The sequence below is a fragment of the Nocardia sp. NPDC058499 genome, from assembly GCF_042719915.1.
GTDB lineage: Bacteria > Actinomycetota > Actinomycetes > Mycobacteriales > Mycobacteriaceae > Nocardia.
Map to the genome: position 1 here is coordinate 36,902 of NZ_JBHXMZ010000001.1, position 24,910 is coordinate 61,811.

Annotated in this window: 27 protein-coding genes; 12 read left to right on the forward strand and 15 right to left on the reverse strand. The window is 66.7% G+C overall.

Annotated elements, in window-relative coordinates; genetic code table 11:
- Positions 1-7: 7 nt before the first annotated feature.
- Positions 8-1,483 carry a 2-hydroxymuconic semialdehyde dehydrogenase gene (locus ACFWPH_RS00130; protein ID WP_378747189.1) on the reverse strand — a complete coding sequence of 492 codons (1,476 nt, stop codon included), beginning with the start codon at positions 1,481-1,483 and terminating at the stop codon, positions 8-10.
- 188 nt (positions 1,484-1,671) lie between these two features.
- Here ACFWPH_RS00130 and ACFWPH_RS00135 point away from each other — a divergent pair, with 188 nt between their 5' ends.
- Positions 1,672-2,532 carry an alpha/beta hydrolase gene (locus ACFWPH_RS00135; protein WP_378747190.1) on the forward strand — a complete coding sequence of 287 codons (861 nt, stop codon included), beginning with the start codon at positions 1,672-1,674 and terminating at the stop codon, positions 2,530-2,532.
- 67 nt (positions 2,533-2,599) lie between these two features.
- Here the strand turns inward: ACFWPH_RS00135 and ACFWPH_RS00140 are convergent, their stop codons facing one another.
- Positions 2,600-3,991: an MFS transporter gene (locus ACFWPH_RS00140; RefSeq protein WP_378747191.1), complete on the reverse strand. Its 1,392-nt coding sequence runs from the start codon at positions 3,989-3,991 to the stop codon at positions 2,600-2,602.
- Positions 3,992-4,296: 305 nt separating this feature from the next.
- Between ACFWPH_RS00140 and ACFWPH_RS00145 the strand changes: the two genes are divergently transcribed.
- Both ACFWPH_RS00145 and ACFWPH_RS00150 read left to right on the forward strand, forming a co-directional pair.
- On the forward strand, positions 4,297-5,220 hold the full coding sequence (locus tag ACFWPH_RS00145; RefSeq protein WP_378747192.1) for a LysR substrate-binding domain-containing protein: 924 nt from the start codon (positions 4,297-4,299) through the stop codon (positions 5,218-5,220).
- A gap of 147 nt (positions 5,221-5,367) precedes the next feature.
- Complete coding sequence (locus tag ACFWPH_RS00150; RefSeq protein ID WP_378747193.1) at positions 5,368-5,670, forward strand: YrhK family protein; 303 nt, start codon at positions 5,368-5,370, stop codon at positions 5,668-5,670.
- 345 nt (positions 5,671-6,015) lie between these two features.
- On the opposite strand, the gene ACFWPH_RS00155 is transcribed toward ACFWPH_RS00150, so the two are convergent.
- Together ACFWPH_RS00155 and ACFWPH_RS00160 are read right to left on the reverse strand one after the other, a co-directional pair.
- Positions 6,016-6,468 carry a hypothetical protein gene (locus ACFWPH_RS00155; protein WP_378747194.1) on the reverse strand — a complete coding sequence of 151 codons (453 nt, stop codon included), beginning with the start codon at positions 6,466-6,468 and terminating at the stop codon, positions 6,016-6,018.
- Between the two features lie 328 nt (positions 6,469-6,796).
- Positions 6,797-7,435 carry a sugar phosphate isomerase/epimerase family protein gene (locus ACFWPH_RS00160; protein ID WP_378747195.1) on the reverse strand — a complete coding sequence of 213 codons (639 nt, stop codon included), beginning with the start codon at positions 7,433-7,435 and terminating at the stop codon, positions 6,797-6,799.
- Positions 7,436-7,439: 4 nt separating this feature from the next.
- Between ACFWPH_RS00160 and ACFWPH_RS00165 the strand changes: the two genes are divergently transcribed.
- On the forward strand, positions 7,440-7,637 hold the full coding sequence (locus tag ACFWPH_RS00165) for a hypothetical protein (protein ID WP_378747196.1): 198 nt from the start codon (positions 7,440-7,442) through the stop codon (positions 7,635-7,637).
- A gap of 352 nt (positions 7,638-7,989) precedes the next feature.
- On the opposite strand, the gene ACFWPH_RS00170 is transcribed toward ACFWPH_RS00165, so the two are convergent.
- Positions 7,990-8,301, reverse strand: coding sequence for a hypothetical protein (locus ACFWPH_RS00170; protein ID WP_378747197.1), 312 nt, complete (start codon positions 8,299-8,301; stop codon positions 7,990-7,992).
- 76 nt (positions 8,302-8,377) lie between these two features.
- Positions 8,378-9,256, reverse strand: a complete 879-nt coding sequence (locus tag ACFWPH_RS00175; protein ID WP_378747198.1) for a siderophore-interacting protein — start codon at positions 9,254-9,256, stop codon at positions 8,378-8,380.
- A 358-nt stretch (positions 9,257-9,614) separates the two neighbouring features.
- Here ACFWPH_RS00175 and ACFWPH_RS00180 point away from each other — a divergent pair, with 358 nt between their 5' ends.
- Positions 9,615-9,956 carry a cupin domain-containing protein gene (locus tag ACFWPH_RS00180; protein ID WP_378747199.1) on the forward strand — a complete coding sequence of 114 codons (342 nt, stop codon included), beginning with the start codon at positions 9,615-9,617 and terminating at the stop codon, positions 9,954-9,956.
- A 45-nt stretch (positions 9,957-10,001) separates the two neighbouring features.
- Here ACFWPH_RS00180 and ACFWPH_RS00185 read toward each other — a convergent pair whose 3' ends face one another.
- The gene (locus ACFWPH_RS00185) at positions 10,002-10,805 is read right to left on the reverse strand and encodes an IclR family transcriptional regulator (RefSeq protein WP_378747200.1); all 804 of its coding nucleotides are present in this window, start codon (positions 10,803-10,805) and stop codon (positions 10,002-10,004) included.
- A 177-nt stretch (positions 10,806-10,982) separates the two neighbouring features.
- Here ACFWPH_RS00185 and ACFWPH_RS00190 point away from each other — a divergent pair, with 177 nt between their 5' ends.
- On the forward strand, positions 10,983-11,744 hold the full coding sequence (locus tag ACFWPH_RS00190) for a CoA transferase subunit A (RefSeq protein WP_378747201.1): 762 nt from the start codon (positions 10,983-10,985) through the stop codon (positions 11,742-11,744).
- Positions 11,741-12,385, forward strand: coding sequence for a CoA transferase subunit B (locus ACFWPH_RS00195; protein WP_378747202.1), 645 nt, complete (start codon positions 11,741-11,743; stop codon positions 12,383-12,385). Before ACFWPH_RS00190 ends, ACFWPH_RS00195 begins: the two co-directional genes overlap by 4 nt.
- Positions 12,386-12,611: 226 nt before the next feature.
- On the opposite strand, the gene ACFWPH_RS00200 is transcribed toward ACFWPH_RS00195, so the two are convergent.
- Positions 12,612-13,610, reverse strand: coding sequence for an MBL fold metallo-hydrolase (locus ACFWPH_RS00200; protein ID WP_378747203.1), 999 nt, complete (start codon positions 13,608-13,610; stop codon positions 12,612-12,614).
- A gap of 284 nt (positions 13,611-13,894) precedes the next feature.
- Here ACFWPH_RS00200 and ACFWPH_RS00205 point away from each other — a divergent pair, with 284 nt between their 5' ends.
- Positions 13,895-14,686, forward strand: coding sequence for a TetR/AcrR family transcriptional regulator C-terminal domain-containing protein (locus ACFWPH_RS00205; RefSeq protein WP_378747204.1), 792 nt, complete (start codon positions 13,895-13,897; stop codon positions 14,684-14,686).
- Between the two features lie 110 nt (positions 14,687-14,796).
- Here the strand turns inward: ACFWPH_RS00205 and ACFWPH_RS00210 are convergent, their stop codons facing one another.
- The 5 genes from ACFWPH_RS00210 to ACFWPH_RS00230 all read right to left on the reverse strand — a co-directional run bounded on the left by ACFWPH_RS00210 (position 14,797) and on the right by ACFWPH_RS00230 (position 19,238).
- Positions 14,797-15,567: an SDR family NAD(P)-dependent oxidoreductase gene (locus ACFWPH_RS00210; protein WP_378747205.1), complete on the reverse strand. Its 771-nt coding sequence runs from the start codon at positions 15,565-15,567 to the stop codon at positions 14,797-14,799.
- Positions 15,568-15,634: 67 nt separating this feature from the next.
- The gene (locus tag ACFWPH_RS00215) at positions 15,635-16,396 is read right to left on the reverse strand and encodes a crotonase/enoyl-CoA hydratase family protein (RefSeq protein WP_280461550.1); all 762 of its coding nucleotides are present in this window, start codon (positions 16,394-16,396) and stop codon (positions 15,635-15,637) included.
- A gap of 80 nt (positions 16,397-16,476) precedes the next feature.
- On the reverse strand, positions 16,477-17,658 hold the full coding sequence (locus ACFWPH_RS00220) for a thiolase family protein (protein ID WP_378747207.1): 1,182 nt from the start codon (positions 17,656-17,658) through the stop codon (positions 16,477-16,479).
- A 120-nt stretch (positions 17,659-17,778) separates the two neighbouring features.
- On the reverse strand, positions 17,779-19,050 hold the full coding sequence (locus ACFWPH_RS00225) for an NAD(P)/FAD-dependent oxidoreductase (RefSeq protein ID WP_378747208.1): 1,272 nt from the start codon (positions 19,048-19,050) through the stop codon (positions 17,779-17,781).
- On the reverse strand, positions 19,047-19,238 hold the full coding sequence (locus tag ACFWPH_RS00230; protein ID WP_378747209.1) for a rubredoxin: 192 nt from the start codon (positions 19,236-19,238) through the stop codon (positions 19,047-19,049). Before ACFWPH_RS00230 ends, ACFWPH_RS00225 begins: the two co-directional genes overlap by 4 nt.
- 148 nt (positions 19,239-19,386) lie before the next feature.
- On the opposite strand from ACFWPH_RS00230, the gene ACFWPH_RS00235 reads away from it, so the two are divergent.
- The 4 genes from ACFWPH_RS00235 to ACFWPH_RS00250 all read left to right on the forward strand — a co-directional run bounded on the left by ACFWPH_RS00235 (position 19,387) and on the right by ACFWPH_RS00250 (position 23,215).
- On the forward strand, positions 19,387-20,607 hold the full coding sequence (locus ACFWPH_RS00235; RefSeq protein ID WP_378747210.1) for a CaiB/BaiF CoA transferase family protein: 1,221 nt from the start codon (positions 19,387-19,389) through the stop codon (positions 20,605-20,607).
- A gap of 28 nt (positions 20,608-20,635) precedes the next feature.
- Positions 20,636-22,159, forward strand: a complete 1,524-nt coding sequence (locus ACFWPH_RS00240; protein WP_378747211.1) for a class I adenylate-forming enzyme family protein — start codon at positions 20,636-20,638, stop codon at positions 22,157-22,159.
- Positions 22,156-22,458 carry a hypothetical protein gene (locus ACFWPH_RS00245; RefSeq protein WP_378747212.1) on the forward strand — a complete coding sequence of 101 codons (303 nt, stop codon included), beginning with the start codon at positions 22,156-22,158 and terminating at the stop codon, positions 22,456-22,458. Before ACFWPH_RS00240 ends, ACFWPH_RS00245 begins: the two co-directional genes overlap by 4 nt.
- Positions 22,459-22,969: 511 nt before the next feature.
- Positions 22,970-23,215 carry a hypothetical protein gene (locus ACFWPH_RS00250; RefSeq protein ID WP_378747214.1) on the forward strand — a complete coding sequence of 82 codons (246 nt, stop codon included), beginning with the start codon at positions 22,970-22,972 and terminating at the stop codon, positions 23,213-23,215.
- Positions 23,216-23,237: 22 nt separating this feature from the next.
- On the opposite strand, the gene ACFWPH_RS00255 is transcribed toward ACFWPH_RS00250, so the two are convergent.
- Positions 23,238-23,858 carry a cysteine hydrolase gene (locus tag ACFWPH_RS00255; RefSeq protein WP_378747215.1) on the reverse strand — a complete coding sequence of 207 codons (621 nt, stop codon included), beginning with the start codon at positions 23,856-23,858 and terminating at the stop codon, positions 23,238-23,240.
- Between the two features lie 27 nt (positions 23,859-23,885).
- Entirely contained in the window at positions 23,886-24,896 is a 1,011-nt protein-coding gene (locus ACFWPH_RS00260) for an aromatic ring-hydroxylating dioxygenase subunit alpha (RefSeq protein WP_378747216.1), read from the reverse strand.
- Between the last annotated feature and the right edge of the window lie 14 nt (positions 24,897-24,910).

Genomic DNA, 24,910 nt, shown 5'->3' on the forward strand with positions numbered 1-24,910 from the left:
GGCGCCGTCACAGCTGTACGCACACGTTGGTCGGCTCGGTGTAGAAGTGCAGCGACGACTCGCCGCCTTCGCGCCCGATGCCCGAGAGCCCGACGCCACCGAACGGGGACCGAAGGTCGCGGAGGAACCAGGTGTTGACCCACGACATGCCGACGTTCATGGCTTGTGCGACGCGGTGCCCGCGGCGCAGATCGTTGGTCCACACTGCGGCAGCCAGCCCGTAGTCGGTGTCGTTGGCGAGCGCAACGGCCTCGGCCTCGGTGTCGAACGGGATGAGCGTGGCGACGGGGCCGAAGATCTCCTCGCGCACCACGCGGTCACGGTTGGTCAGGCCCGTCCACAGCGTGGGCTCGATCCACGAGCCGCCGTCGAGATCGGCCCCCATCGCCGGAATGCCGCCGCCGGTGCAGATCTCGGCGCCCTCTGCCTCGGCGAGCTCCAGGTAGGACTGCACTTTCTGCCGGTGCTTGTGGGAGATCAGCGGACCGGTGGTGGTTGCTGTGTCGGTGGGCCGGCCCAGGCGGAGCCGCCCGGCGCGTTCGACGAGGCCCGCCACGATATCGCCGAAGACAGCGCGCTGGACGTAGACCCGCTCGGTGCACAGGCACACCTGCCCAGTGTTGGTGAAGATGGACCGGCTCAGGCCGTCGATCGCCTCGTCCAGGCAGACATCGTCGAAAACGACGGCCGCGTTCTTTCCGCCCAGTTCGAACGACACCGGGCGCACCCGGGGTGCCACCGTCTTCATCACGTGTGAGCCGGTCGCCGACGACCCGGTGAATGTGACGCCGTCGATGTGCGGGTGCTCGGTGAGGTAAGCGCCGGCGGAGTCGGCACCGAACCCGTGTACGACGTTGTAGACGCCGCGCGGGAATCCGACCTCGGTCAGTACCTCCGCGAGCAGGGTCGCCGTGGAGGGGGTGTCCTCGCTGGGTTTGACGACAACGGCGTTGCCGCAGGCGAGGGCCGGCGCGACCTTCCAGGTGAGCAGCAGTAGGGGGAGGTTCCACGGCACGATGACGGCGACGACTCCCAGCGGCTTGCGAATCGCGTAGTTGAGGGCCCGGCGGCCGCCGCCCATCTCGGTGAGGAACGACTCCTGCCCGGCGGCGGAGACGACATCGGCGAAGGTCCGGAAATTGGCGGGCGCCCGGGCGATATCGAGTTCGCGCGCCTGGGTGATCGGCTTGCCGGTGTCGGCGATCTCGGCGGCGACGAACTCGTCGAAACGCTCCTCGATACGATCCGCCGCGCGCCGCAACAGGTCGGCGCGCTCGCGGACCGGCCGGTCGGCCCAGCCGGCGGCGAGGGCGGCGCGGGCCGAGGCGACAGCGCGGTCGACGAGGCCGCGGTCTGCCTCGTGGACCTGCGCGAAGGTGGCACCGGTGGCGGGATCGACAGCGGCGAATGCCCGGTTCGGATCGGGGTCGACGAACGCACCGTCGACGAAGTTCCGGATCCACTCTTGCGGCTGTGCGGTCATACCTCCACTGTGATCGAGATCGTCATGCCGGGGAAATGCAAATACGGACGCGACCTATGCCCGAATGGTCATGGTGTCGGGGGTATTTCTCGGGACGGCGGCGTGCTGTATACCCGAATACATCCCCCGCATCGTGCTGTGCGATATCCGCCGGCCCATTGCCACCGAACTCCCCGAAGGAACACCACGTGTCCGACCCACGAATCGATGCCGACTACAACGTTCGCAACACCGTCGCCCCCGAGGTTTTCGACAGGGTGATCGCCGACTACCGCGTGCGCTCGGACGAGGCCGTGCGTGGACTGTCCGGGCACGAGGGCATCACCTATGACGAGGCCAGCGGCCAGCAGCTGGACATTTGGGGGGTGGGCACCGAGCCCCGGCCGGTTTTCCTCGCCGTTCACGGCGGCTACTGGCGGATGCTCTCTCGCCACGACACCGCATTCATGGCACGGGTGCTCGATGACGCAGGCGTCGCCACTGTCACCGTCGACTACGGCCTGGCGCCCGCCACGCCACTCGAAGAGATGGTCAGGCAGGTGCGGGCGGCCGTCGCCTGGGTATTCCGGCACGGCAGGAAATACGGACTGGACCCGAACCGGATCGTCGTCGGGGGCAGCTCTGCGGGCGGGCATCTGACCGGTACGACGATGATGCCGGGCTGGCAGGCAGAGTTCGGCCTACCGGCCGATGTGGTCCGTGCCGCGATGCCGATCAGCGGCCTGTTCGATCTGCGTCCGCTGGTCGATTTCACCGCCGACTGGCTGCACCTGGACCTCGGCCGGGCCGCCGCGCTGAGCCCGGCGCTCGCCCCGCTGCGCACGGGTGGCGCGGCGGACCCGGTGTCGGTGATCGCAATCGCCGAGAACGACGGCGCCGGTTTTCTCGAACAGAGCCGACACTTCCACGACGTCTGGTCGGCGCGGTCGTCGAGCCGACTGCTCACTGTCCCCGACCGCAACCACTACGACGTCTTTCTCGACCTGGCGCACCCCGATTCGGAACTGACCGGCGCGCTGCTCGAACTCATCGCGGCAACCGAGAGCTAGCGGGGACCATCGGCCGCAAACACCACTGAGCCCGGCCCCGTAGCGGGGGCCGGGCTTCGTCATCGCGTCAGAGCCTTGCTGCGGCAGACTCCTCGCCGAGGGCTGCGGCCGGCTCCGCACCGCCTGCCGTCGGCGACTCGTCGTGCTGTAGTCCACGCGACGAATCGGGCACCACCCGAAACAGTGCGATGGCTCCGCACAGACTGATCGCGCATATGACGGCGAGGTACCACGTGACCCCCGCAGACGATTCGGTGGCGTCGAGCAGCGCCGTGGCGATCATCGGCGCCAGGCCGCCGCCCAGGATGGCGCCGCTCTGCAGGATCAGCGACGATCCCGAGTACCGCACCCGGACGGGGAAGGTGTCGGCGATAATGCTGCCCTGAACACAGTGGGTTATGGGGATGATCAGTCCCATGCCGACGAACGCGATCGTCGCCACGGCCGCGTTCGCGGTGTCGAGCATCGGGAAGAACGCCACACACCAGATCAGGATCGCGGCCGAACCGCCGATGAACATGGTGCGCCGCCCGAATTTGTCGGCCACCATGGTCCACACCGGAATCGACGCGAACCACAGGGCAGCAGCCACCATCACACCCAGGATCAGGAACTGCTTGTCGTAGCCGAGTTCTTGCGTTCCGTAGGACAGCGCGAACACCATGAACACATAGGCCACCGCAGAGTTGGCGACCACCGCGGCCAGTGTCAGTGCCAGGCGAACGAAACCGACATCGAGGGCCTCGCGGATCGGCAGTTTCGCGACCCCATGGTTCCGGACGACCCCGCTGAAGGACGGCGATTCGGTGATGCGCAGGCGGATGGCCAGCCCGATCGCGACCAGAACGAAGCTGAGCAGGAACGGGATTCGCCAACCCCAGGCTTGGAACGCACTATCCGGTAGGACATTGCCGACGAGCAGGAAGATGCCGTTCGCGAGCACGAGTCCCGCGGGGGTGCCCATCTGAGGGAACCCCGCATACAGGTTCTTCTTCCCCGCGGGGGCATGCTCCATCGACATCAGGGTCGCGCCGGCTCCCTCACCGCCCAGTCCGATGCCCTGGACAACACGCAGGACCACCAGGAGAACAGGCGCCCAGACGCCGATCGCGTCGTAGTTGGGGACGAGACCGATCAGCGTCGATCCGATACCCATCATCACGAGCGAGACGACCAGCGTCGCCTTACGTCCGATACGGTCACCGAAGTGCCCGAATACCAGACCGCCGAGCGGCCGGGCGATGAATCCCACCGCAAACGTGCTGAACGCGGCGAGGGTGCCGGCCGTGGGACTCAGATCGGGGAAGAACTGTTTGTTGAAGATGAGTGCGGCCGCCGTGCCGTACAAGAAGAAGTCGTACCACTCGAGGGTGGTGCCGGCCAGCGTCGCTCTGGCGACGCGGCCGCGCGCAGCGGCCCCGGGGGTGGCACCTCGGTCTCGGGTCGTGTGGTCGGTCATGGAAGCCGCCTATCAAATCTCGGGTCTCCGGTCGGATTCCCGTGAACCGTTCGTCGTCGCGAGAATCCTGCGGATCAGTCGGCCGCTGTCGCGGCTTGGCGTGCGTATCGGATCGTGTGCATCGAATTCACTGCTGAACGTTTCACGTGTACGCACTGAGCGTGATCTGGCTCTCCATGCAAGGCAAATGTGAATACTCGCCGTAGACATGCCTCGATTGCTATACCGCGACGTCGCGTACCATGACTATCCGTTCCTAGCCCTCTCCGCGGAATCGCCATACGACCGCCCCCCGGGAGCCCGATGTGGATCAACCACGATTACTCGATGGTCGCTTGAAGGTCCGGCATCTGGTCCTGATCGAAGCCCTCACCCGGCAAGGCAGTGTTATCGGCGCCGCCGCCGAGCTGCACATCACCCAGCCCGTCGCCACTCGCAGCCTGCGCGATATCGAGACGATTCTCGGCGTCGAACTCTATGAACGCGGGCCGCGCGGAATCACCCCGACGATCTTCGGTGCGGCGTTCACCGAACACGCCCGCGCGGTGCTCGCGCAGCTGAACCAGGCGAGCCGCCACGTCGTCGAACTCGCCGCGGCCGACCGGGGAACCGTCATCGTCGGCACTCATCTCGCCGGATCGAATGTGCTACTCCCCCAAGCGATCGCCCGGCTGAAACAGGCGCATCCACTGCTCACGGTCGCGGTCCGCGAGGGGTCGCCGGAATCACTGCTGGTCGAACTCGAGGCGGGCCGCATCGATGTGATCGTGGGTCGCCTGACCTCGCCGACGACGGCGAGCACGCTCCGCACCCCGCTCTACGAGGAGCAGATCGAGGTGTTCGCCGGTGCGCACCACCCACTCACCGACCGGACCGACCTGGCGCTGCGAGATCTCGAGCAGTACCCGTGGATTCTGCCCGGCACAGAAACCGCACTGCGGCGGGAACTCGAGGAAGCGTTCGCCCGCGCCGGAATGGCGTTGCCGGTCAATCGTGTCGAGGCGACCTCGTTCCTCACCGTCCGGCAGTTGCTGCTGGACACCGATATGATCGCAGTGTTGCCGAACCTCATCGGCCGCAGCGACGCCCGAATCGCCGCACTGCCGGTCGCGCTGGGCCCCATCGGCCACAGCGTCGGGCTCACCCTGGCCGCCGGGCGAACGCTGAGCCCGTCGGCGATGGCCCTCGTGGAAAACCTGCGTTTCATCGCCGGCGAACGCCTTCGGTGATCGACCGGGCTCGTCCTCATCGAGGCGATCCCCGCAGCCGACCGCACCGTTGCCCGTGGTTCGCGTCCGGCCCAGGGCGAAACCACTGCCCTACTTCCCGGCCACCAGAGAGGCAACGTTCTCGAGGCGGTTGCCTACGCTGGGCGGATGGCTTCGCGAGACGATATCGAGGGTAGCGACCGGCCGGTGCGGGTGACGGTGGGTGACGAGGTCCTCGTCATCGACGACCGCTACGAGACCGCCTCCATCGTCAACGACGTGCTGATCGCGGTATGGTTCACGCTCGGCAGTGTCCTGTTCTTTTCCGAATCAACCCATATTCCGGCCACATGGCTGTTCCTGGTGGGATCGGTGCAGTTCCTGGTCCGTCCCCTCATACGGCTGACCCGCCGGATTCACCTGCGCCGCCTCGGGGCCTCCCGCCATCCACGCCCCGACTACGACTACTGACCGGTTGCCCCGCCCGCACCGAACACCTCACGACCTCGAACGCCGGGAGTCGAGACCAGCCGCCGGGATCGCCAGGGCACCGCAGACCTGATGAGTGTCGGGTGCTGAATGCCGCTGCGATATCGCCGGGCAGATGCCGCACCCGAGCCGTGGTTCGTGGTCAGGTCCAGCCCCGTGCCTCGAAGACCGGCCGGTAGTCGTGAGCCCAGGGTTCGAACGTAGTAGCGGGGCGTCCGTGTAAGCGACGTATATCTGGACAGCGCACGGGAATTTCAGGGTGTGGACGCGGTTCGAGGTGGGCGCCCCAGGGTTTGACGCCCACCTCGAAACCCCTCGACCCCGAAGCTACCCGCCGCTGCTGCCCGTCAACGGGATGCCGGTGACTACCGTTTCCACCGTGACCACTTCGCTGGCCGAGGCCGCCGGGTCGTCCGCGGCGGGCGGCAGATGGTCGGCGCACCGGCCGACGACACGTACGGGCCCGCTCTTATCGTTGTCCAGTGACCGGACCATTACTGCCCCCGGGCCGGCAACCGACTCTTCCACCGGGAAGTTGTGGAACATCGGACCGACCGTGAAAACCGCGCCGGTATCCGCGTTCTCTGCCCAGCACACCCCGTGATCGTTGGGGTTCTCGATCATCCCGTAGACACTTCCCCCGTTTTCCGCGTGGAACTCTACGACCGGTGGCTGCAGTGCGCCGGGATCGGCACCGGCGGTGGCCGGAAAAACCATGCCGAATACGCCTATGGCAGGGATGACACGCAACAGGGATTTGCGGATAGTTTGTTGATTCACGGCGCAGATGCTAGCAACACGAATTCGCGCATCTCCATTTCTGAGAACATATTTCACCTATCCAACGGACTGGATTTCACTTCTCACCAGCGGTGTCGCGCCCGATTCGACCACAGGGCGAGACCGTTTCACATTCAAGAGATACTTGGTGTCCAAAAACCTCCGTTTCAGACGATTTGCTGCGCAGGCAACGTTGGACAGCGCCGAAATCGGGCCGGTGTCCGATATATGCGATATTTCGGAATTCTGATGCTCGTTGGGACAGTCCCGCCTATTCGAATCCACGGTTCCACGCCTCAGGACATCACCGACCCACCGGCCGGTCCGTTCAGTCCACGAGGGCGGGTAGGACCAAGTCTCGGTAGCGCTGCTTCATCGTCTCGATCACTGCCCGACCGTCCCCGGCCCAGATATCGGCATTGAAGATTTCGACCTCGACATCACCTCGGTAACCGGCGGTGCGAACCCACCCGCCGATAGTCGCAAAGTCGATGACACCGTCGCCCATCATTCCGCGCGACAGCAGCGGGTCGGCGGTCATCGGGTTCAGCCAGTCACATACCTGGTAGGAGCTGATCCGTCCGGCGGCACCGGCCTGCGCGATCTGTTCTTCGAGAGCCGGGTCCCACCAGATATGGAAGGTGTCGACCACGACGCCTACGGTCTCTGCCGGATGCAGCCGCGCCATCGACAATGCCTGTGCCAGTGTGGAAATCACGGCTCGGTCGGCACAGAACATGGGGTGCAGTGGCTCGAGAGCGAGGCAGACACCGCGTTCGGCGGCGTACGGGACGAGCAGTTCGAGCCGCTCGCCCACCCTTGCCCGGGCGGACGCGAGGTCGCGGTCGGGCATACCGCCCACCACCATCACCAATTCTCGCGTGCCCAGTGTCGCCGCGTCGTCGATGGCACGGCGGTTGTCGTCGAGTGCCGCCCGCCCGTCGCCGGGCTCGGTCAGGAAGCCCACGGCGGTGGCCAGCCGCTCGTATCCGGTTCCAGTTGTCGCTGTCGCCGGCCGGAGCACCCTGCCCCGGAACCGTTGGGGTGCTGCCGCCGACCCCGGCCTGACTCGGCAACTACTCACCCGGATCGGCCGGCAGATCGGATGGGCCGCCGGATACGGTCTGGGCGTAGTCGCCGACAACAAACAGTCGATCGTCCGCCGATGATCGGCCTCCGAACCCGATTTGCGCATTCGGTGCGCGCCTGAAGCAGGAGCGCAATGGAGCCGAGGGGCTGCTTCCGTCGAATGACTGCTGATGGGAGCAGGCCGATGAGCTTGTTATCGGGGCGAATTGTCCGTCGGCGGCCGGTCGTAGAAAATCCGCTCGACCGTCTCTCGCAGCGGTCGATCCAACCGTTTCCCACCGGTGTCGAATCCGGGCGCCGGATTATCGGCGAACCCACCGATCTGCTCACTCTGCCCGTCCGCGGTCCCAGCCCAGACCTCGGTGTCTGCGGGTAGATTATGTGAGCAGCAGCGCCGGCGAACCGAACCTGCCGAATACGTGTCGGTGGCCGTTACGAGCGAGACCAGTAGGTCACCTGGGTACCGCGCCGATGCGGAATCCAGCCTCGCCCGAGTGCAGCCCGGATCACCTGGGCAACCAGACGAGGAGCAATCACCGTGCCCTGACCGACTATGGTGGCCATGCGCTGTCCCTGCCCGTCCGCGATTTCGGCGACAATGGCCATTTCGGGTTCGTCCCCGGCCGCGACGGCCCATCGATACCGCATACCGTCGACGTCGATGATCCGCGTCCCTTTACGCGCCAAGCCCATTCGCTGATTCAACACTCGCGGTCCACCGGCGTCGAGCGGTTTCCCGGGCATACCCTCCGGATACGGCCGCTGTCCCCTTTCCTTCGCCGGCGCCGGACGGGGGATTCGGCGGAGGTCATGTCCGGCTTCAACGCAGGTCGATTGACTCCGCCAGCTCCGGGTCGCCGATATCGGCGCCGCCGGCGACGGCATGCCGATAGGCGATCAGATTCACGGAATGGTTCTCACTGCTGGTGATGCCGCGTTTCCAGTACGCCCGGGCCAGGAGGTCGGCGCGGTCGGTGCCCCAGATATCGACGGCATGCGCGCGGATAACGCGAACCTGGGCGGCCTCGGCAGCGATCCAGACCTGGGTGCGGCGGCCGCCGGCTATCGAGTCGGGCGTGTGATCGAGGATCCGGGTGATATCGGCGAGGTGGTGTAGCGACAATTTCGGATGCGGCGGAACGAGTTCGATATCGGCAGGGTTCGGGGCGGCGATGTATGCCGATACCGCATGGCCCGGATCGAGACCGTCGAGAATGGCGGAGATGGCCGGGAGTGCGGTGCCGTCACCGATCAGCACATGGTCGCGGATTCCTGCACCGACCGCCCATTCGGGTCGCATTCCGGACAGCCATACCGAGTCACCGGGGCGCGCGGCTGCGAGCCAGTCGATTCCCACGCCGTGGTCGTGCCGAGCCACATCCATGGTCAATCGGCGTGCCACCGGGTCGAATGCGCGGACGGTAAAGGCACGGAGCACCGGCTGCGCGGTATCGGCGGGCCGTTCCGGAAGCCCGGATTCGCGGCGCATCGGTATTGCCACCGCGGAATTCCGTTCCGGCAGCATGAGTTTGAACGCGTCGGCCGGGTGCGGGTCGCGATATTCGTCCAGATCTGTCCCCTCGAGGACGACGCGAGTGTATCCCGGGGTCAAGGGCTCGATCCGCGCGACGAACAACTCGAGCGATAACAACCGACGGCCCTGTGATCGCTCCCAGATCCCGGCCTTGATCGACTCCACCGCACCTACCTCCTCGACAATTAGGGTAGGTAACCCTAATTTCGATGGTAACGCAAACTCAAATGCACATGCGGACGCACACGAGTCCTTCTCGCCATTTCACCTCGGCGTCGCGACGCCGACAGCAATGGCCGGCGTCATCACACCCACGCGCAACTGTCCGCCGGCCGGGCCACGGCTCACTACCGCGCGGCAAAGCGCGGCGTGGTCGCACTGATGCAAGGCTCGCGGGCTACCTCGCGCCCGAATGGATCCGCGTCAACACCATCCACTCGACCTGCGTCGCCGACGGTATGACCCATAACTCGATGTCATCGCCTCGACTACCCTGACCATACGCAGCAAGAAAGGGTTCACCATGGCTGTCACGCCTTCGCGGGCTCGCAAGTTCAGCTCGGCGATCGGTGACGACGCCGTCCCCTTCGGCGACCGGATCCGCATCGCGCCCGGTCTCGACAAAGAGGCCGGCAGGTCGATGAGCGCCTACACGGCGTTGTTCCGTGCGGGCGCGCGGGCCGATCTGCCGGCCGACTACGCGGAGGTCTGGGTGGTGCTCAGCGGAGCGCTACGGGTGGGTCGGGAAAGCGACGCCGTGACGGTTCGTGCGGGTGAGTTCGTGCACGTTCCGGAGCAGACGTCCGGGGTCGTCGAGGCGCTCGAGGACACCACGATGGTGTGCGTATCGGTGCCCGCTCATTGACGAAGCAGCAGTCGCTGCAGAATCCGCATCGCACGATGGCGCTGGTCACGGCGCGGCCGGATACAAGGTACGCGGTCCGGCGGGGCGACGGCGTAGCTCCTGGGAGAGGCTGTGCGCATGGCGGAGTAGTAGACCGCCCAGCTCGCCGCGGCGGTTTGCGCGGAACCTGCTCTCGACGCCGGTGAGACTGAGTGCCCATCGGGGTTCTTCGCGCTGGTCGAAGACCGCTGCCGCCATGCCCCAGCTACCCTCGACGAGCAGCCCCGGATTCACACACCAACCGGACTCCCTTGTGGCGGTGATGCGTTGGGTGAGCTCTCGGCGCGCGTGTGTTCGTCCCCAGTCGGTACTCAGGTCGGTACGGTTGAGATAGTCGGCGATATCTCGATCGGGCAGGTGTGCCAGGATCACCAGCCCTGCCGAGGCGACACCGAGGGGAAACCGGATACCGGGGTACAGCACATGGGAACGGAGCGGGAAACTGCCTTCCTCACCGGCCAGACATACCGTCTCGTCACCGCGGCGGGCAGAGAGGAATGCGCTCTCGCCCGTCTCCCGGGCAAGTTCGCGCAGCACTGGCCGGGCCGCGTCGCCGATGTCGTAGCGCTCGGCAGCCAGTGAGCCCATGAGGAACAGTTCCGGGCCGAGGAGCCATCGCCCCGATCCGGCGTCACGGTCGAGGAAACCTTCCTCGGCCAGTGCAACAAGCAGTCGATGGGTCGTGGGCCGCGCCAGACCGGTCCGGCGCGCCAGATCGCTGGTCGTCACTCCCTGCTCACCTTCCGCGGCAACGGCGCGCAGCAAGGCAGCCGCACGACCGAGGACCGACGGGTTCGACTCTGCGCTCATACCCGCATCCTACGTTCACTGAGTGGACGCTACTCGGCACAGTGTCCACTCGATGAGCAATTGCCGCTGCGCGGCCATCAATACCTTGCCAGGTCAAGCGAGTAAATGTTTCTTGTGGAGCAACCACCGCATGAACGTTTGCTGAGTGGACAATGTGAGACGAGAGGCAAGCAGGGAATGGAATCGAAAGTGGTGGACACCGCCGCCGCTGCCGTCGCCGATATCTGTTCGGGGGCGACTCTGGCGGTCGGCGGATTCGGGTTGTGCGGCGTCCCGGACGCCTTGATCGCGGCCATCGCCGAGAGCGAGGCCACCGGCTTCGAGGTGTTCTCCAACAACTGCGGGGTCGACGACTACGGGCTGGGAATCCTGCTGTCCGCCGGCCGTATCGCCCGGGTGACCGCCTCCTACGTGGGTGAGAACAAAGAGTTCGCCCGCCAGTACCTCGGCGGCGAACTCGAAGTCGAACTGCAGCCCCAGGGCACACTCGCCGAACGACTGCGCGCCGGGGGCGCGGGGATCCCCGCCTTCTACACACCGGCGGGGGTCGGGACACCGATCAGCGAGGGTGGGCTGCCGTGGCGGTACGCGCCGGACGGGTCGGTCGCGGTCGCCTCACCACCGAAAGAGGTGCGGGTGTTCGGCGGCCGCCGCTACGTGCTCGAGGAGAGCATTGTCGCCGATTACGCCCTCGTCCACGCCGCCGTCGGCGATACCGACGGCAACCTGGTGTTCGAGAAAACGGCCCTGAACTTCAACCCACTGGCCGCGATGGCCGGCCGGGTCACCATCGCCCAGGTCGAGGAACTCGTCGCCCCCGGCGAACTGGACCCGGCGCATGTGCACCTGCCGGGGGTGTTCGTCCAGCGGATCGTGCACACCGGACCGCAGAACAAACGAATCGAGAAGCGCACCGTACGGCAGGAGGCCACCCGATGAGCTGGACACGCACCGAAATGGCCGCCCGCGCGGCCCGCGAACTCCTCCCCGGCGAATACGTCAATCTCGGCATCGGCCTGCCCACCCTGATCCCCAACCACCTGCCCGCTGGCGTGAAAGTCGTCCTGCACAGCGAGAACGGCATCCTCGGCACCGGCCCCTACCCCACCGAGGACGCGGTCGATGCCGACCTCATCAACGCCGGAAAGGAAACCGTCACCGTCGAACCCGGTGCCGCGTTCTTCGACTCCGCGCTGTCGTTCGGCATGATCCGCGGCGGTCATATCGACACCGCAGTCCTGGGCGGTATGCAGGTCTCGCGAACCGGCGACCTGGCCAACTGGATGGTGCCCGGCGCGATGGTCAAGGGTATGGGTGGCGCGATGGACCTCGTCCACGGCGCCCGTCGAGTGATCGTGTTGATGGAACACACCACTCGCGACGGCTCCCCCAAGATCGTCGACACCTGCACGCTGCCGCTCACCGGTCAAGCCGTCGTCCACCGCGTGATCACCGATCTCGCGGTCCTCGATATCACCGGCGGACAGGCGATCCTGCGCGAAACCGCGCCCGGGGTGAGCGTGGAGCAGGTGCGGCAGGCGACCGGGACACCGCTCGTTACCGAGACCGTCCCGGCCTGACATCCCGGACCACCCCTACCCGGCGATGCCCGGACACTTCGCCCGGACCGGCGTACTCGCCGGGACACTCGCTGCGGTGCACATGTTGTGCGTACCCGGGGGGCCGGACAATGTCGGTCCCCCTTCGGGCCTTGCCGGAGTCCGGCGGCCGGCGGGACCCGGCCCCTGTCGGCGATGGCTTGTCGTAGGCCGCCACCGAGGTATCCGCCGGCCGGTGAGCAGCCCCTTACCGACGAGCAAAGCGTGCCGGTTCGCCGCCCGGGAGCTGGACGATCAGGTCACGTGCGACGAGGTGCCGCAGGTGCGCAGCCGCCTCGGACAATGCCATGTTCTTTCCGAGCGGTGAGATCTCCGCCCACGGCTTGTACCATTTCATCCGCTCGGCGACCTCCCAGACGGTGATCTGATCGTCGCCGAATGCGCTGTAGAGGTGATCCAACCGCTCTTCGTGATGTTTGATCAGGAACGCAGCGCGCCCCGCGACGTCGTCGAGCGGGAGCCCGTGGGCGCCGAGCCCGCGAGTGACGTTCATCGATTGCACTCGCCGTAACGAGTCGGTGAACTCGGCCAATGCGTCACGCTCTTCGAGGGGGTAGACGAAACTGCCGACATGCGGCGTCGTCTTCTGCAGAATATGGTCGCCGGTGAACATCACGTCGGCGTCCTCCAGGTAAAAGCACACGTGGCCGGGGGTATGGCCGGGAGTGTGAATCGCCCGCAGGTCGCGGCCGGTGAGCGCGATCCGCTCGTCATCGGCAAGGGTGCGGTCCGGCGCCGAATCGCGGCTCACCCGGGTTTCCTCGTTCACGGCGAGCTCGTATGCCGTCACGTCGGCGTGCGGAGCTCCCGCCTGGGCCAGGTTCTCCTTCTGGGCCGCCATCCAGGTCTCGTCTCGATCCGCCGTCATCCCCGCAAACAGATCGTGGTCCGCTTCGTGCATCGCGATCCACGCACCCGAAGCCTCCCGGACACGTCCGCACAGACCGCTGTGATCCGGATGGAAATGCGTGAGAACGACACCTTCGACGTCGTTCACCGAATGACCGATGGCCGCCAGCCCCGCTGTGAGCCCGTCCCACGCGTTGTCGTCGTACCAACCGGCATCGATGAGCACGATGCCACCTGGTGACTCCAGCACGTAGATCAGAGTATTCCCGAGTGGATTACCTGTGATCGGAACCGGAATGCGGAAGATACCATCGCCCACAGAAATCGCGCCGTCCATCAGGTCACCATATTCCTTAGGCAAAGAAAGCACTGTTCGGGGCTCCCGGTAGGCGGGACCGCAGGCCGCGTCGAACCGGTCGGCTTCCTCGACTTCTCCGCCGCCCCGAGCCGTACAGTCCGATACGGCGCGGCCGCAGAAGGTTCGACAGAATACCCTGTGGTAACGTCAACAGTGACATTTTCGGCAAAGTAGCGCACCACGGAGGCTTCATGGCCGGCCCGCCTTGACAGACCCCGCACCACGCCTCTGCCGAAATCATACGAGCGAGGAAGTGGGTCGAGATGGCGAAGCAGGGAACCGCGACGAAGCGCCCGAGACGCGAACGTGGCTCTCTCAACCCGGAGGATATCGTCGCGGGCGCATTCGAACTCGCCGAAGAGATTTCGATCGATAACCTGAGCATGCCGCTGCTGGGTAAGCATCTGGGCGTCGGTGTCACGAGCATCTATTGGTACTTCCGTAAGAAGGAAGAGCTGCTCAATGCCATGACGGACCGAGCACTACGGCAGTATGCATTCGAAACGCCCTTCATCGAGGCCGAGGACTGGCGCGAAACGCTGCGTAAGCACGCGCAGACCATGCGGCAGACCTTCCTCGGCAATCCCATCCTGTGCGATCTGATCCTGATCAGGTCGGCCCTGAGTGAGAAGGCGGCGCGGCTCGGCGGTAAACAGACAGAGCGGGTGATCGCCAGCCTCGTCGAGGCAGGGTTCTCCCTGGAGGACGCGGTGGAGACATATTCCCGTGTCCAATTGCATGTGCACGGTTTCGTGGTGCTGCAACGGCTCTCGGATAAGAACCGCGAGCTCAGTCCCGATTCCACTGCGTACTACGAGAACGTCATCATCGATCCGGAGACCACGCCGCTGCTGGCCCAGGCCGCCGCCAAGGGGTACCACTCCGGGGCACCGGACGACCGGAACTTCGAGCACGGGCTGGATTCCATCCTCGACCACGCCTCCCGGCTGCTCTCGGGCGGAGACCGCAAACAGAAGTCCACGACGACGCGGCGCGCGACCCGTTCGACAACCACGAAGACCAGTAAGCCTCGGACGCGGGCGGCTACCAAGTAGCACTCGCCGGTGGACTCGGCGTAGCTACGGTAGGCCCCCGGCACCACAGCTTCGCCTCGCCGCTGCGGGCTTCGCACCGAAGCCCGCAGCTTCCGCGGCCGATCGGCAGGTCAGCGGGGCTGGAAACGCTGCGCGCCGTCGATCCGCACGACTTCCCCGTTCATATACGGGTTCTCCAGCAGATGCTGCGCCAGGTTCGCGTATTCGTCCGGCGTCCCCAGCCGCTTCGGGAACGGCACCGTCGAGGCGAATTTCGACAGACCCTCTTCGCCGATCAGCTCCATGATCGGAGTCAGCATGGTGCCGGGGGCGATACTGTTGAGCCGGATCCCGACCGAGCTGAGATCGCGGGCGCCGGTGAGGGTCAAGGAGATAACTCCCCCTTTGGCGGCCGCGTATGCCGACTGCCCGATCTGGCCCTCGTATCCGGCGATCGAACTCGTCATCACGATCGCGCCACGTTCACCGTTCGGCTTCGGCTCCATTTTCGCCATCCGCGCCGCCGCCAACCGCAGCACGTTGTAGGTCCCGGTGAGGTAGAGCCCGATGGTGTCGGTGAACCCCTTCAGCGTATGCGGGCTGCCGTCGCGGTTCACCACCTTCTCCAATACCCCGAAACCGCCGTGGGCGATCACCGAGTACCGCAGTTCGCCCAATCCGGCCGCGGCGTCCAGCGCCGCGTTCACCGCGTCTTCGTCCAGCACATCGGTGCGTACATAGACGGCCTTGTTGCCCAGCTCGTCGGCCAGCTCCTGGGCCTTTTCGTCGGCGACGTCGGCGATGACGACCGCCGCTCCGGCGCCGTGCAGCCGGCGCACAGTGGCGGCACCGAGTCCGCCGGCACCACCGGTCACCAGAACGACTTCTCCCTCGAAAGACACGGGATTCTCCTTACTCATCATGATCAACAGGTCGGGGTCCGGCGCACCGGACGTTCAGGTGCACCGGTCAGGTGCCGGTCCACTCGGGAGTCCGCTTCTCCGCGAACGCCTTCGCGCCTTCTTGCGCGTCCTTCGACGCGAATACCGGCGCGAGCAGCTCCATCTGCTTCTGCCACATCTCGTCCTCGCTCCAGTACCGGGACTTGACGAGAATCTCCTTGGTCACCGCGACCGCGAGGGGTCCGTTGGCGGTGATCCGGTCGGCGAGCCGCAGGGCTTCGGTCAAGGCTTCACCGGGTTCGGCGAGCACGTTGACGAACCCCAGGGTCGCGCCCTGTTCGGCGGTGAAGTTCTCGCCGGTGAGGGCCAGCTCGAGCGCTTTCTGATAGGGAATGCGCTGCTGCAGGCGCAGCAGACCGCCGCCCCCGGCCACCAGCCCCCGCTTCACCTCTGGGATGCCGAACTGCGCACTGCGCGAGGCGACCACCAGGTCGGTCGCGAGCGCCAGTTCGGTACCCCCGGCCAGGGCGAATCCTTCCACCGCAGAGATGATCGGCTTACGCGGCGGCCGCTCGGTGAAACCCATCCCCCGGCCCGGGATGTACGGGTATTCACCGGCCGCGAAGGCCTTGAGATCCATACCGGCGCAGAAACTGCCACCGCTACCGGTGAGGACGGCGACCGACAGCTCGGGGCTGTCGTCGAGTTCGTCCATGGCATCGGCCAAGCCCTGGCTCACCGCCAGGTTCACCGCATTTCGCGCATCCGGTCGATTGATCGTGATCACCAGCGTGCGCCCGCGGCGCTCCACCAGAACTTCGTCCGACACCGGTCACCTACTTACTCTTGTGAATGAACAGAATTGTGTTGCCGGATGCCCGGTGCACCCGGCGTGGCGGTGGCGGGATCTCACACCTCGAGTACCAGGGCACCGCCCATACCGCCGCCCGCGCACATCGCGGCGACGCCGATACCGCCGCCGCGGCGGCGCAGCTCGTAGATCAGCGTGGTCACCATCCGGGCGCCACTGGCCGAGATCGGGTGGCCCAGACTGCATCCGCTGCCGGAGAAGTTCACCCGCTCCTCGTCCATCCCGTATTCCCGGCAGGCCGCGATCGGCGTGGACGCGAAGGCTTCGTTGATCTCCCACAGCGCCACGTCGCCCACGGCGAGACCGGCCCGCTCCAGCACTTTGCCGATCACCTTCACCGCACCCAGCCCGGTGTCCCGCGGCGCCACCCCGACATTCGCCCAGGCGCGCACGGTCGCCATCACCTCGAGCCCTTCAGCGGCGGCGTAATCGTCGCCGACCAGCGCCACCGCGGCACCGGCATCGTTGATCCCACTGCTGTTCCCGGCGGTGATCGAGAAGCCTTCGATCTCGGGATGCAGCACCGGCAACGCGGCCAGGCGCTCCAGTGTGGTGTCACGGCGCGGGTGTTCGTCCACCGCGAAGTCGAGCACGGTGCCATCGGCCCGGGTGACCTTCAACGGCACGATCTCGTCCACGAATTTCCCGGCTTCGATGGCGTCACAAGCGCGCTGATGCGACCGTAACGCCCACGCGTCCATCTCCGCCCGGCTGATACCGACCGCTTTCGCGGTGTTCCAGCCCACCGTGACCGACATATCCATGGTCGGGGCGTCGGGGGTTTCCGGATGCGACGGCGGGATCCAGGGTTCGACGAACTCCATTTCCGGTCCCGAATCCGGTTTGCGCCACTTCATCAACGGCGCGGTGGACAGCGACTGAACACCGCCCGCGACGAGAACCCGCTCCATATCGGACCGGATATGCGCGGACGCGTTGGCGATCGCCGTGAGACTGCCGGCGCAGTGCCGGTTCACAGCCTGCCCGGGAACAGTTTCCATCCCGCAGGCCACCGCGGCGTGCCGGGCCAGATCGCCACCGCCGTAGTTCAGTTCGGCGAACACCACATCATCTACCGCGGCGGGTTCCAGGCCGGCCCGGCGGACCGCCTCCGGCAGCACTGTGGTCGCAAGAGTTTCGGTCGGCACGTTCGCCAGCGCGCCCTTGAACGATCGGCCGATCGCAGTCCGGACGGCGCCGACGATGACGGGTTTGGCCATATCTCTCAACCTCTGTTCGAGCCACACGCGCGGGTGTAGCGATGTGCACCGTACAAATTTTCCAACAGTATTACATACAGTAACTACATCAGGAATGGCTTACCGCTTATCGCCCGCCGATTACCGGCCCGCAGCCGTCGCCGGCGCCGCATAACGAGCCGCGTCCGCGGCCAGGGCGACCAGATCGGCCGTCCCGTCCCGGAATGCCGCGATGGGCACATACGGACCATCCTTTATCAGGGTTTTGGCCGCGCGCAGTTCCCGCGGCCGACCGGTGCCGACCGCGCCCACCAGCCGGTCGCCGTCGAGAACCAGCGCCAGCAACGCTCCCTCCGCGAGGTCACCGTGCACGATCGTTTCCGTGCCCGCCGACGGATAGCCCGCGATCTGCAGATTTCGCCCGAACTGGGTGGTCCAGCACCACGGAACCTCCGCGTAGGGCTCGCGCATCCCGAGGATGCTCCGGGCCGCCACCGCGCCGTGCGCCTGGGCATGGTTCCAATGCTCGATACGCACGGTTCCGCCGAGAATTCGGTCCGGGAAGCGCGCGACATCACCGGCCGCGTAGACCCCGGCAGCCGACGTCGCCGCGAATTCGTCGACGAGAATGCCGTCGTGGACATCCAGACCGGCACGTTCGGCGAGGACATCGTCGGGCTCCATCCCGATCGCGGTGACCACCGCATCCGCCGACCATTCCCGGCCGTCGGCCGCCACCAGCCGCGTGCGGCCGCGTACTCGTTGCACGTCCACCAAGCGGACACCGGTGTGCACGGCCACACCCCGATCGCGATGCATACGCTCATACATTGCCGAGACACGTTCGGGCAGCAGACGTTCCAGCACCCGCGACCCCATTTCGAGAACTGTCACCGCGGCACCCGATTCCCGCGCCGCGGCGGCGACTTCCATCCCCACCAAGCCCCCGCCGACGATGATCAGCGACGGCGTCCCCTCGGCCCGGGCCAGCGCCGCGCGCAGCGGCGGCACATCGTGCATATGGCGCAGGGTGTGGGCGTCGCCCAGGATCGAGTCCAGGCGCCGGGGCTTTCCGCCGGTCGCCAGGATCAGCGCGTTGTATCCGACTACCGATCCGTCCGAGAGTTCCACGTGGGCATCTCCCGGATCGATCGCCGACACCGTGGTAGCCGTGGACAGCTCGATCGACATCTCGTCCCAGTACGACCAGGGCCGCAGCAGCGCCTTCGCTTCACCGGCCGCACCGGACAGTAGTTCCTTCGAAACCATCGGACGCCGATACGGTGGCGCGGGGTCGGCACCGGTCAGCACGATCGGGCCGGCGAAACCTTCCTTGCGCAGCGTTTCGGCCGCGGTGGCGCCGGCCACCCCGGTACCGATGATCACCACCCGGCCACGCGGCGAGACGGTCACCGCGGCACCTCGATCATTTCGAAGTCTTCTTTCGTGGCCCCGCAATCAGGGCAGGTCCAGTCGTCGGGAATGTCCTCCCAGCGAGTGCCCGGCACCAGGCCGTCGTCCGGCCAGCCGAGTTCCTCGTCGTATTCGAAACCGCAGATCACGCAGCGGTAGAGCTTGTAGGCGGTGGTCGTGCTGTTCATCGGACTCCTGTTGAGGTCGAGGCAGGCGTCGGCGCTCGGCGACCGCAGACCCGTCGTCGGATCTCGGAAAGTTTGATCCTGTGTCGCCAACTGTAATCATTACCGTATAGTACTTCAAGACAGTTGCTCGTTCAGGAAGGGAGCGCCGATGACCGGCCTGCTCAACGGCGTCCGGGTGGTCGAACTGGCCTCGTGGACCTATGTCCCCAGCGCGGGTGCGGCGTTGGCCGACTGGGGTGCCGACGTAATCAAGATCGAGGACACTCGCGGGGGCGACCCGTGCCGGAACCTGGTCGTCGGCGGGCTGACCGTCGACGATTCGCCGGTGCAGGCGAGTTTCATGATGGAGATCGGCAATCACGGCAAGCGCAGTATCGGCGTGGATATCAAATCCGAACTCGGCCGGGAGATCCTGGCGAAGCTGCTCGCGGGGGCCGATGTCTTCCTCACCAATTGGCTTCCGGGACCGCTCGAGCGCGCGGGTCTCACCGTCGAGCGCCTGCGCGAGCTGAACCCAGCCCTGATCATCGCCCGGGGCAGCGGCCACGGCAGTCGCGGCCCGGAGAAGGACCGCGGCGGCTTCGACGGGGCCAGCTACCTTGCGCGGGCCGGCGTCGCGTACGCGCTGAGCCCACCGGACACCGAGTACCCGGTGGCCCAGGGACCCGCCTTCGGCGATCTACAAGGCGGTATCACCCTGGCCGGCGGTGTGACGGCGGCGTTGTTCCACCGCGAGCGCACGGGGCACGCACCGGTCGTGGACAGTTCTCTGCTCGCCCAGGGCATGTGGTCCGTGGCGCCGGATATCTCGGCCGCCGACTACTACGGTATCGATCGGATTCCCGCCGGTCCGGCGGGCACGGCGCTGAATCCGGCCGTCAACCGCTACCGCACGCGCGACGACCGCTGGGTGCAGCTGATGTTCCTGCAGACCGACCGTTACTGGAAAGGGTTCTGCGACCGGATCGGGCGGCCGGATCTCGGCACCGACGAACGGTTCGTTCCGCTGGCGAACCTGGTACTGAACCAGGAAGCGGCCACCATCGAATTGCGCAAGATCTTCGCCGAACGCGACCTGGCCGAATGGCAGCAGGCCCTGGCCGACGAGCCCGGCGTCTGGTCGACGATCGCCAGCCCGCAGGAAGTCCTCGACGACCCCCAGGTCACCGCGAACGGCTACCTGATGTCTGTGCACGACGACGCCGGCCACGAGTACCGCACCGTCGCCGCTCCGGTGCAGTTCGACGAAACTCCCGCCGCGCCGACCCGGGCGCCGGCCTACGGGGAGCACACCGAGACACTCCTCCTGGAACTCGGGATGGACTGGGACGAGATCATCGCCGCCAAGGACGCCGGAGCCATCCTGTGACGAGGTGCCGCTGGGTGGAGGTGGCGCGGTGAGCATCTCGATGCTGCTCGATATGGCGGTCGGCGGAGATCCCGTCCGGACCGCCCTCGTCTCGGACGATCACCGCGTCACCACCGCGGAACTGTCCGATATGGCCGGGCGTGCGGCGGAGTCGATCGCCGAGTCGGGTGCCGGGCATGTGGCCTATGTGGGCACCGGGGGAATCATAATGCCCCTGTTGTTGTTCGGGGCGGCACGGGCCGGCCGCGCGTTCACCCCGCTCAATTACCGACTCGGTGCCGCGGCCCTGCGCGATCTGATCGAACGGTTGCCTGCGCCACTGGTTGTCGCCGACGACGCGTACGCCGAAGTGGTCCGCGGCGCCGGTCACCGGATCATCGACTCCGCAACATTTCTCGCCACCACTCGCGCGGCGACCACCCCCGGCCCGGCGGTGGATGTGGATGCCGCGCCCGATCAGGTGGCCGTAGTGCTGTTCACCTCCGGTACCACCGCGCGTCCCAAGGCGGTGGAACTCACCCACGCCAACCTGACCAGCTACATCATGGGCACGGTCGATTTCGGCTCGGCGGAGGCCGGCGACGCGGCGCTGATCTGCGTTCCGCCCTACCACGTCGCCGGGGTAGGCGCGGCCCTGTCGAACCTCTACGCCGGGCGCACCATGGTGTATCTGCCGCATTTCGACCCGCACCGATGGATCCGCCTGGTGAGCCAGGAGAAGATCAGTAACGCCACCGTGGTGCCGACCATGCTCGACCGGATCGTCACCGCGCTGGCCGAAAATCCGGAGCCGTTACCCAGCCTGCGGACCCTCGCTTACGGCGGGGCCCGCGCACCGCTGCCACTGGTGCGCCGTGCGCTCGAACTCCTGCCCGGGGTGGGCCTGGTCAACGCCTACGGGTTGACCGAGACCAGTTCCACCATCGCGGTACTCACTCCGGAAGACCATCGTGCCGCGTACCACGCCACGGAACCGGAGACCGCCGCGCGCCTCGGCTCGGTCGGCCGTGCGATCCCGGGTGTGGAGCTGCAGATCCGCGACGCCGCCGGTGCGGTCGTGCCAGCTGGCGAGACAGGTGAGCTGTACGTACGGGGCGACCAGGTCTCGGGCACCTACGCCGAGACCGGTTCCGTACTCGACGCCGACGGCTGGTTCCCGACCAAGGATCTCGCCGCGCTCGACGCCGACGGATACCTCTACCTCGGCGGGCGCTCCGACGACACGATCATCCGCGGCGGCGAGAACATCGCCCCCGCCGAAATCGAAGATGTCCTGGTCGAACACCCGGAAGTCCGGGAGGCAGCGGTGATCGGCATCCCCGATCCCGAATGGGGGCAGCTACTCGTCGCCGTGGTCGTCCCGGCGCCCGGCCAGGACCCCGAACCCGGCGAGCTGCGCGGCTATGTGCGCACCGCGCTGCGGGGTTCGCGGACACCGGACCGCATCGTCTTCCGCAACGAGTTACCCACCACACCGACCGGGAAAGTGCTGCGGCGTGTACTCGTCGACGAGCTGACCCCGGTCCCGTCGAACAGTGAGGAGCTACCGTGATCAAGAGTGGCAGCCGATTGGAAAGCCAGGTCTGCGACACCCAGGTGATCGTCATCCGCGCCACCGAAGCGCTGGCCGGGTTGCATTGCGGGGGCGCGCTCATGGTCGCGCTGGGCGGCGAGAAATCCGCCGGCGCGGTTCTGGATCCCGCGTTCGCCGACGGCACCGCACTCGGCAAGAGGTATATCCACGACAGCGGCGCCGAAGTCCTCGTCACCCGCGGCGGTACCGGCACACTCACCGTGGATACGGTTCCCCTCGCCGTCAAAGACGCGAAACCACTGCCCGCAAGCGACTGACCGAACCTCGGGCATCGCATCCCCGCAGCCGCCGGCCCGTCGAGCAGATGGCCGTGCGGTCCAACCTGTCCCGGAGAGCCCGGCGCAGCCGAATCCCATCGGGAAAGTGTCGGGAGAGCTAGCTCGAGCCGATCCCGCCGCCCGGGCTCTGCGATTGTCACCGAGCCTGGCAGCGGGTCCATCCCCCAGAGGGGACCGGTCATCTCGTGTTCGCTGATGATCCGGCTCCTGCGGCGCGGACCGCCGACCACTCGGTCCACTGGCTCCTCGAGCGCGTCGCCGGTGATGGGGCGCGCCGTTCTCACGCGGGGTGAGCAGCGCGGCCTACGGGTGAGCGCCCGGTCGCTGGCGATGAGCGCGGCCGGACCGCCGTGATGATCCGCTCGACCGTAGTTGGGTAGCGTCGCTGCAGCAGAGGGCAGCGAGCCGAGCCCGGCGGCCCGAGAAAGCCTCCGGAACGGTCGCATCGGATAATATGTCACGTTGATACGCGTGCAGGGAGGGTGCCGCTGTGCCGGGGGTACGAAGATTCTTCCGTGAGACGGCCTACGCCGTCCTCGCCACGACGGCTGTCGCCGCACTACTCGTCGTAGGTTTCGGACTCAGCGGCATCTGGGCGACCGTGGTCTCGGTGACAGCGGGCATGGTGCTGGGCCGGGTACTCGAAGGCTGCGTCGGACTCGTCCGCGCGTACCGGGCCGGCGCAGCACGATCGGCCGGAGACCCCGGCGCGGCGCAGGATCCGCCCGGCGCCTGATCGCGCCGGTCCGGCCCGGTCGTCACGCCTTCCAGATATCGAGGAGTTCCCGGGTCGTGGTGACCGTGGCCAGTAGTGACAGGGTGTTGTCGATCATCGCCACGCCGTATTCCGCAGGCACTCCGGCCACCGCGTCCCGGGGCAAGACCACGTCGTAGGCCGAGTTCACCGCGTCCATGACGAGGTTCGGGATGGCCACGTTCAAGGACACACCCACGGCGACGATCGTCGAAACACCGAGGTTGCGCAGGACCGGATCGAGGTCCGTGCCGCCCATGGGCCCGAGGCCGTGGCCGCGGGTCAGCACCAGATCGGCCGGGTCGGGCCCGAATTCGGGGAGTATTTGCGCCCCGGGGCTGCCGGGGGTCACCGCGACCCCGCGGCGCCCGACTGCGAACAGTTTCGCGTTGTGGTTCGAGCCCAGACCATCGGCGCGGCGGGTGACCAGGCAGTGCACGACCCGGACGCCCGCGGCGCGGGCGACCGGCAGCAGTGCGGCGATATTGGGTAGCGCCTCCCGGCGTGCCTCGTCGGCGAGCGCGGCCAAACCGGCGTCGGGGCCGACCACCGCGCCCTGGCACTCCTGGGTGACCAGGGCGGTCCGCGCGGGGTCGACCAGCTCGCTCAGCGCGCGCCTACCCACGTGCTGCTCCGCCGCCGTGCCCGGCGTTCACGCCGGACTTCCTGCTTCCACGGACGGGACATCGTAGAACTGCTTCGCCCATTTACGCAGCGACAGATAGGGTTTTGCGTCCTTGGGCGACAGCGGCGGGTGTTCGACGTACTTCTGGTACCGCCAGATGCTCAGGTCCTCCCACACCGTGACCAGGAACTGCCGTTCCACCCGCTGCTGGACCTCGGGCGGCGGGACATCGGACTCGTCGCCCGGGTTCTTGGGCCACCAGATCGAGTAGAACAGGTCCGAGCATTCGTCGTCGACGGGTGTGGTCGCGAAGATGAGCCGATGGTTGGACGATCCCTCGAAGGCGCTGATCGAACCACCGAGACCGAACATCTGGGCGTGGATCTTCAACGCCATCTTGTCCGGATCGTCACTGCGGGCGTCGGGCCAGCCGGTGAGGAACGACCAGGTGTGGCCCTCGGCGCTGTAGTCCAGCATCTGCGGGGTCACGGTGGCGCCGTGGACGTATTCGAAATGCAGGCTGTCCGGGCCGTTCTCCAGGACGACCTGCGGATGCACCGGCTCCCGCTCGGTTTTGCGGGAGAATTCAGGATAGGGGCGGTAGTAGCTGTCCGGATCGCTGCCGAGTTCGGGGAACATCCGCAGGATATCCGGCATCTCCCATTGCGGTTCCTTCCCTTCGGGATGGTGCCACATGAACACGCAGCCGTTCTGCTCGTTCACCGGATACACCTGCAATCGCAGGCCCCGGTTGACCCGGTCCTCGCCGGGGATCTTGCGGTTGCGCCCGTCCGGGCCCCACCGCCAGCCGTGGAACGGGCATTCGACGCAATCGCCGACCACCTTGCCGCCGTGCCCGATATGGGCACCGAGATGGCGGCAGTGGCCGGTGAGGATATGCAGTTCGCCGGCCTCGTCGCGATAGGCCACGAGGTCTTCGCCGAAATAGCGCAGCGGACGCGCCTCGCCGAGCGGGAACTCGGCGGACCAGCCGACCATGAACCAGCCGGTGACTTTCCAGGTGAAGGGGACCTTCATTTGACACCTCCGAT

Coding starts and splice junctions, on each gene's coding strand:
- ACFWPH_RS00235 (WP_378747210.1), top strand. CDS start 19,387: ATGACCGGCCTGCTCAACGGCGTCCGGGTGGTCGAACTGGCCTCGTGG.
- ACFWPH_RS00190 (WP_378747201.1), top strand. CDS start 10,983: ATGGAATCGAAAGTGGTGGACACCGCCGCCGCTGCCGTCGCCGATATC.
- ACFWPH_RS00195 (WP_378747202.1), top strand. CDS start 11,741: ATGAGCTGGACACGCACCGAAATGGCCGCCCGCGCGGCCCGCGAACTC.
- ACFWPH_RS00205 (WP_378747204.1), top strand. CDS start 13,895: ATGGCGAAGCAGGGAACCGCGACGAAGCGCCCGAGACGCGAACGTGGC.
- ACFWPH_RS00140 (WP_378747191.1), bottom strand. CDS start 3,991: ATGACCGACCACACGACCCGAGACCGAGGTGCCACCCCCGGGGCCGCT.
- ACFWPH_RS00180 (WP_378747199.1), top strand. CDS start 9,615: ATGGCTGTCACGCCTTCGCGGGCTCGCAAGTTCAGCTCGGCGATCGGT.
- ACFWPH_RS00220 (WP_378747207.1), bottom strand. CDS start 17,658: ATGGCCAAACCCGTCATCGTCGGCGCCGTCCGGACTGCGATCGGCCGA.
- ACFWPH_RS00260 (WP_378747216.1), bottom strand. CDS start 24,896: ATGAAGGTCCCCTTCACCTGGAAAGTCACCGGCTGGTTCATGGTCGGC.
- ACFWPH_RS00130 (WP_378747189.1), bottom strand. CDS start 1,483: ATGACCGCACAGCCGCAAGAGTGGATCCGGAACTTCGTCGACGGTGCG.
- ACFWPH_RS00150 (WP_378747193.1), top strand. CDS start 5,368: ATGGCTTCGCGAGACGATATCGAGGGTAGCGACCGGCCGGTGCGGGTG.
- ACFWPH_RS00185 (WP_378747200.1), bottom strand. CDS start 10,805: ATGAGCGCAGAGTCGAACCCGTCGGTCCTCGGTCGTGCGGCTGCCTTG.
- ACFWPH_RS00200 (WP_378747203.1), bottom strand. CDS start 13,610: ATGGACGGCGCGATTTCTGTGGGCGATGGTATCTTCCGCATTCCGGTT.
- ACFWPH_RS00230 (WP_378747209.1), bottom strand. CDS start 19,238: ATGAACAGCACGACCACCGCCTACAAGCTCTACCGCTGCGTGATCTGC.
- ACFWPH_RS00170 (WP_378747197.1), bottom strand. CDS start 8,301: ATGCCCGGGAAACCGCTCGACGCCGGTGGACCGCGAGTGTTGAATCAG.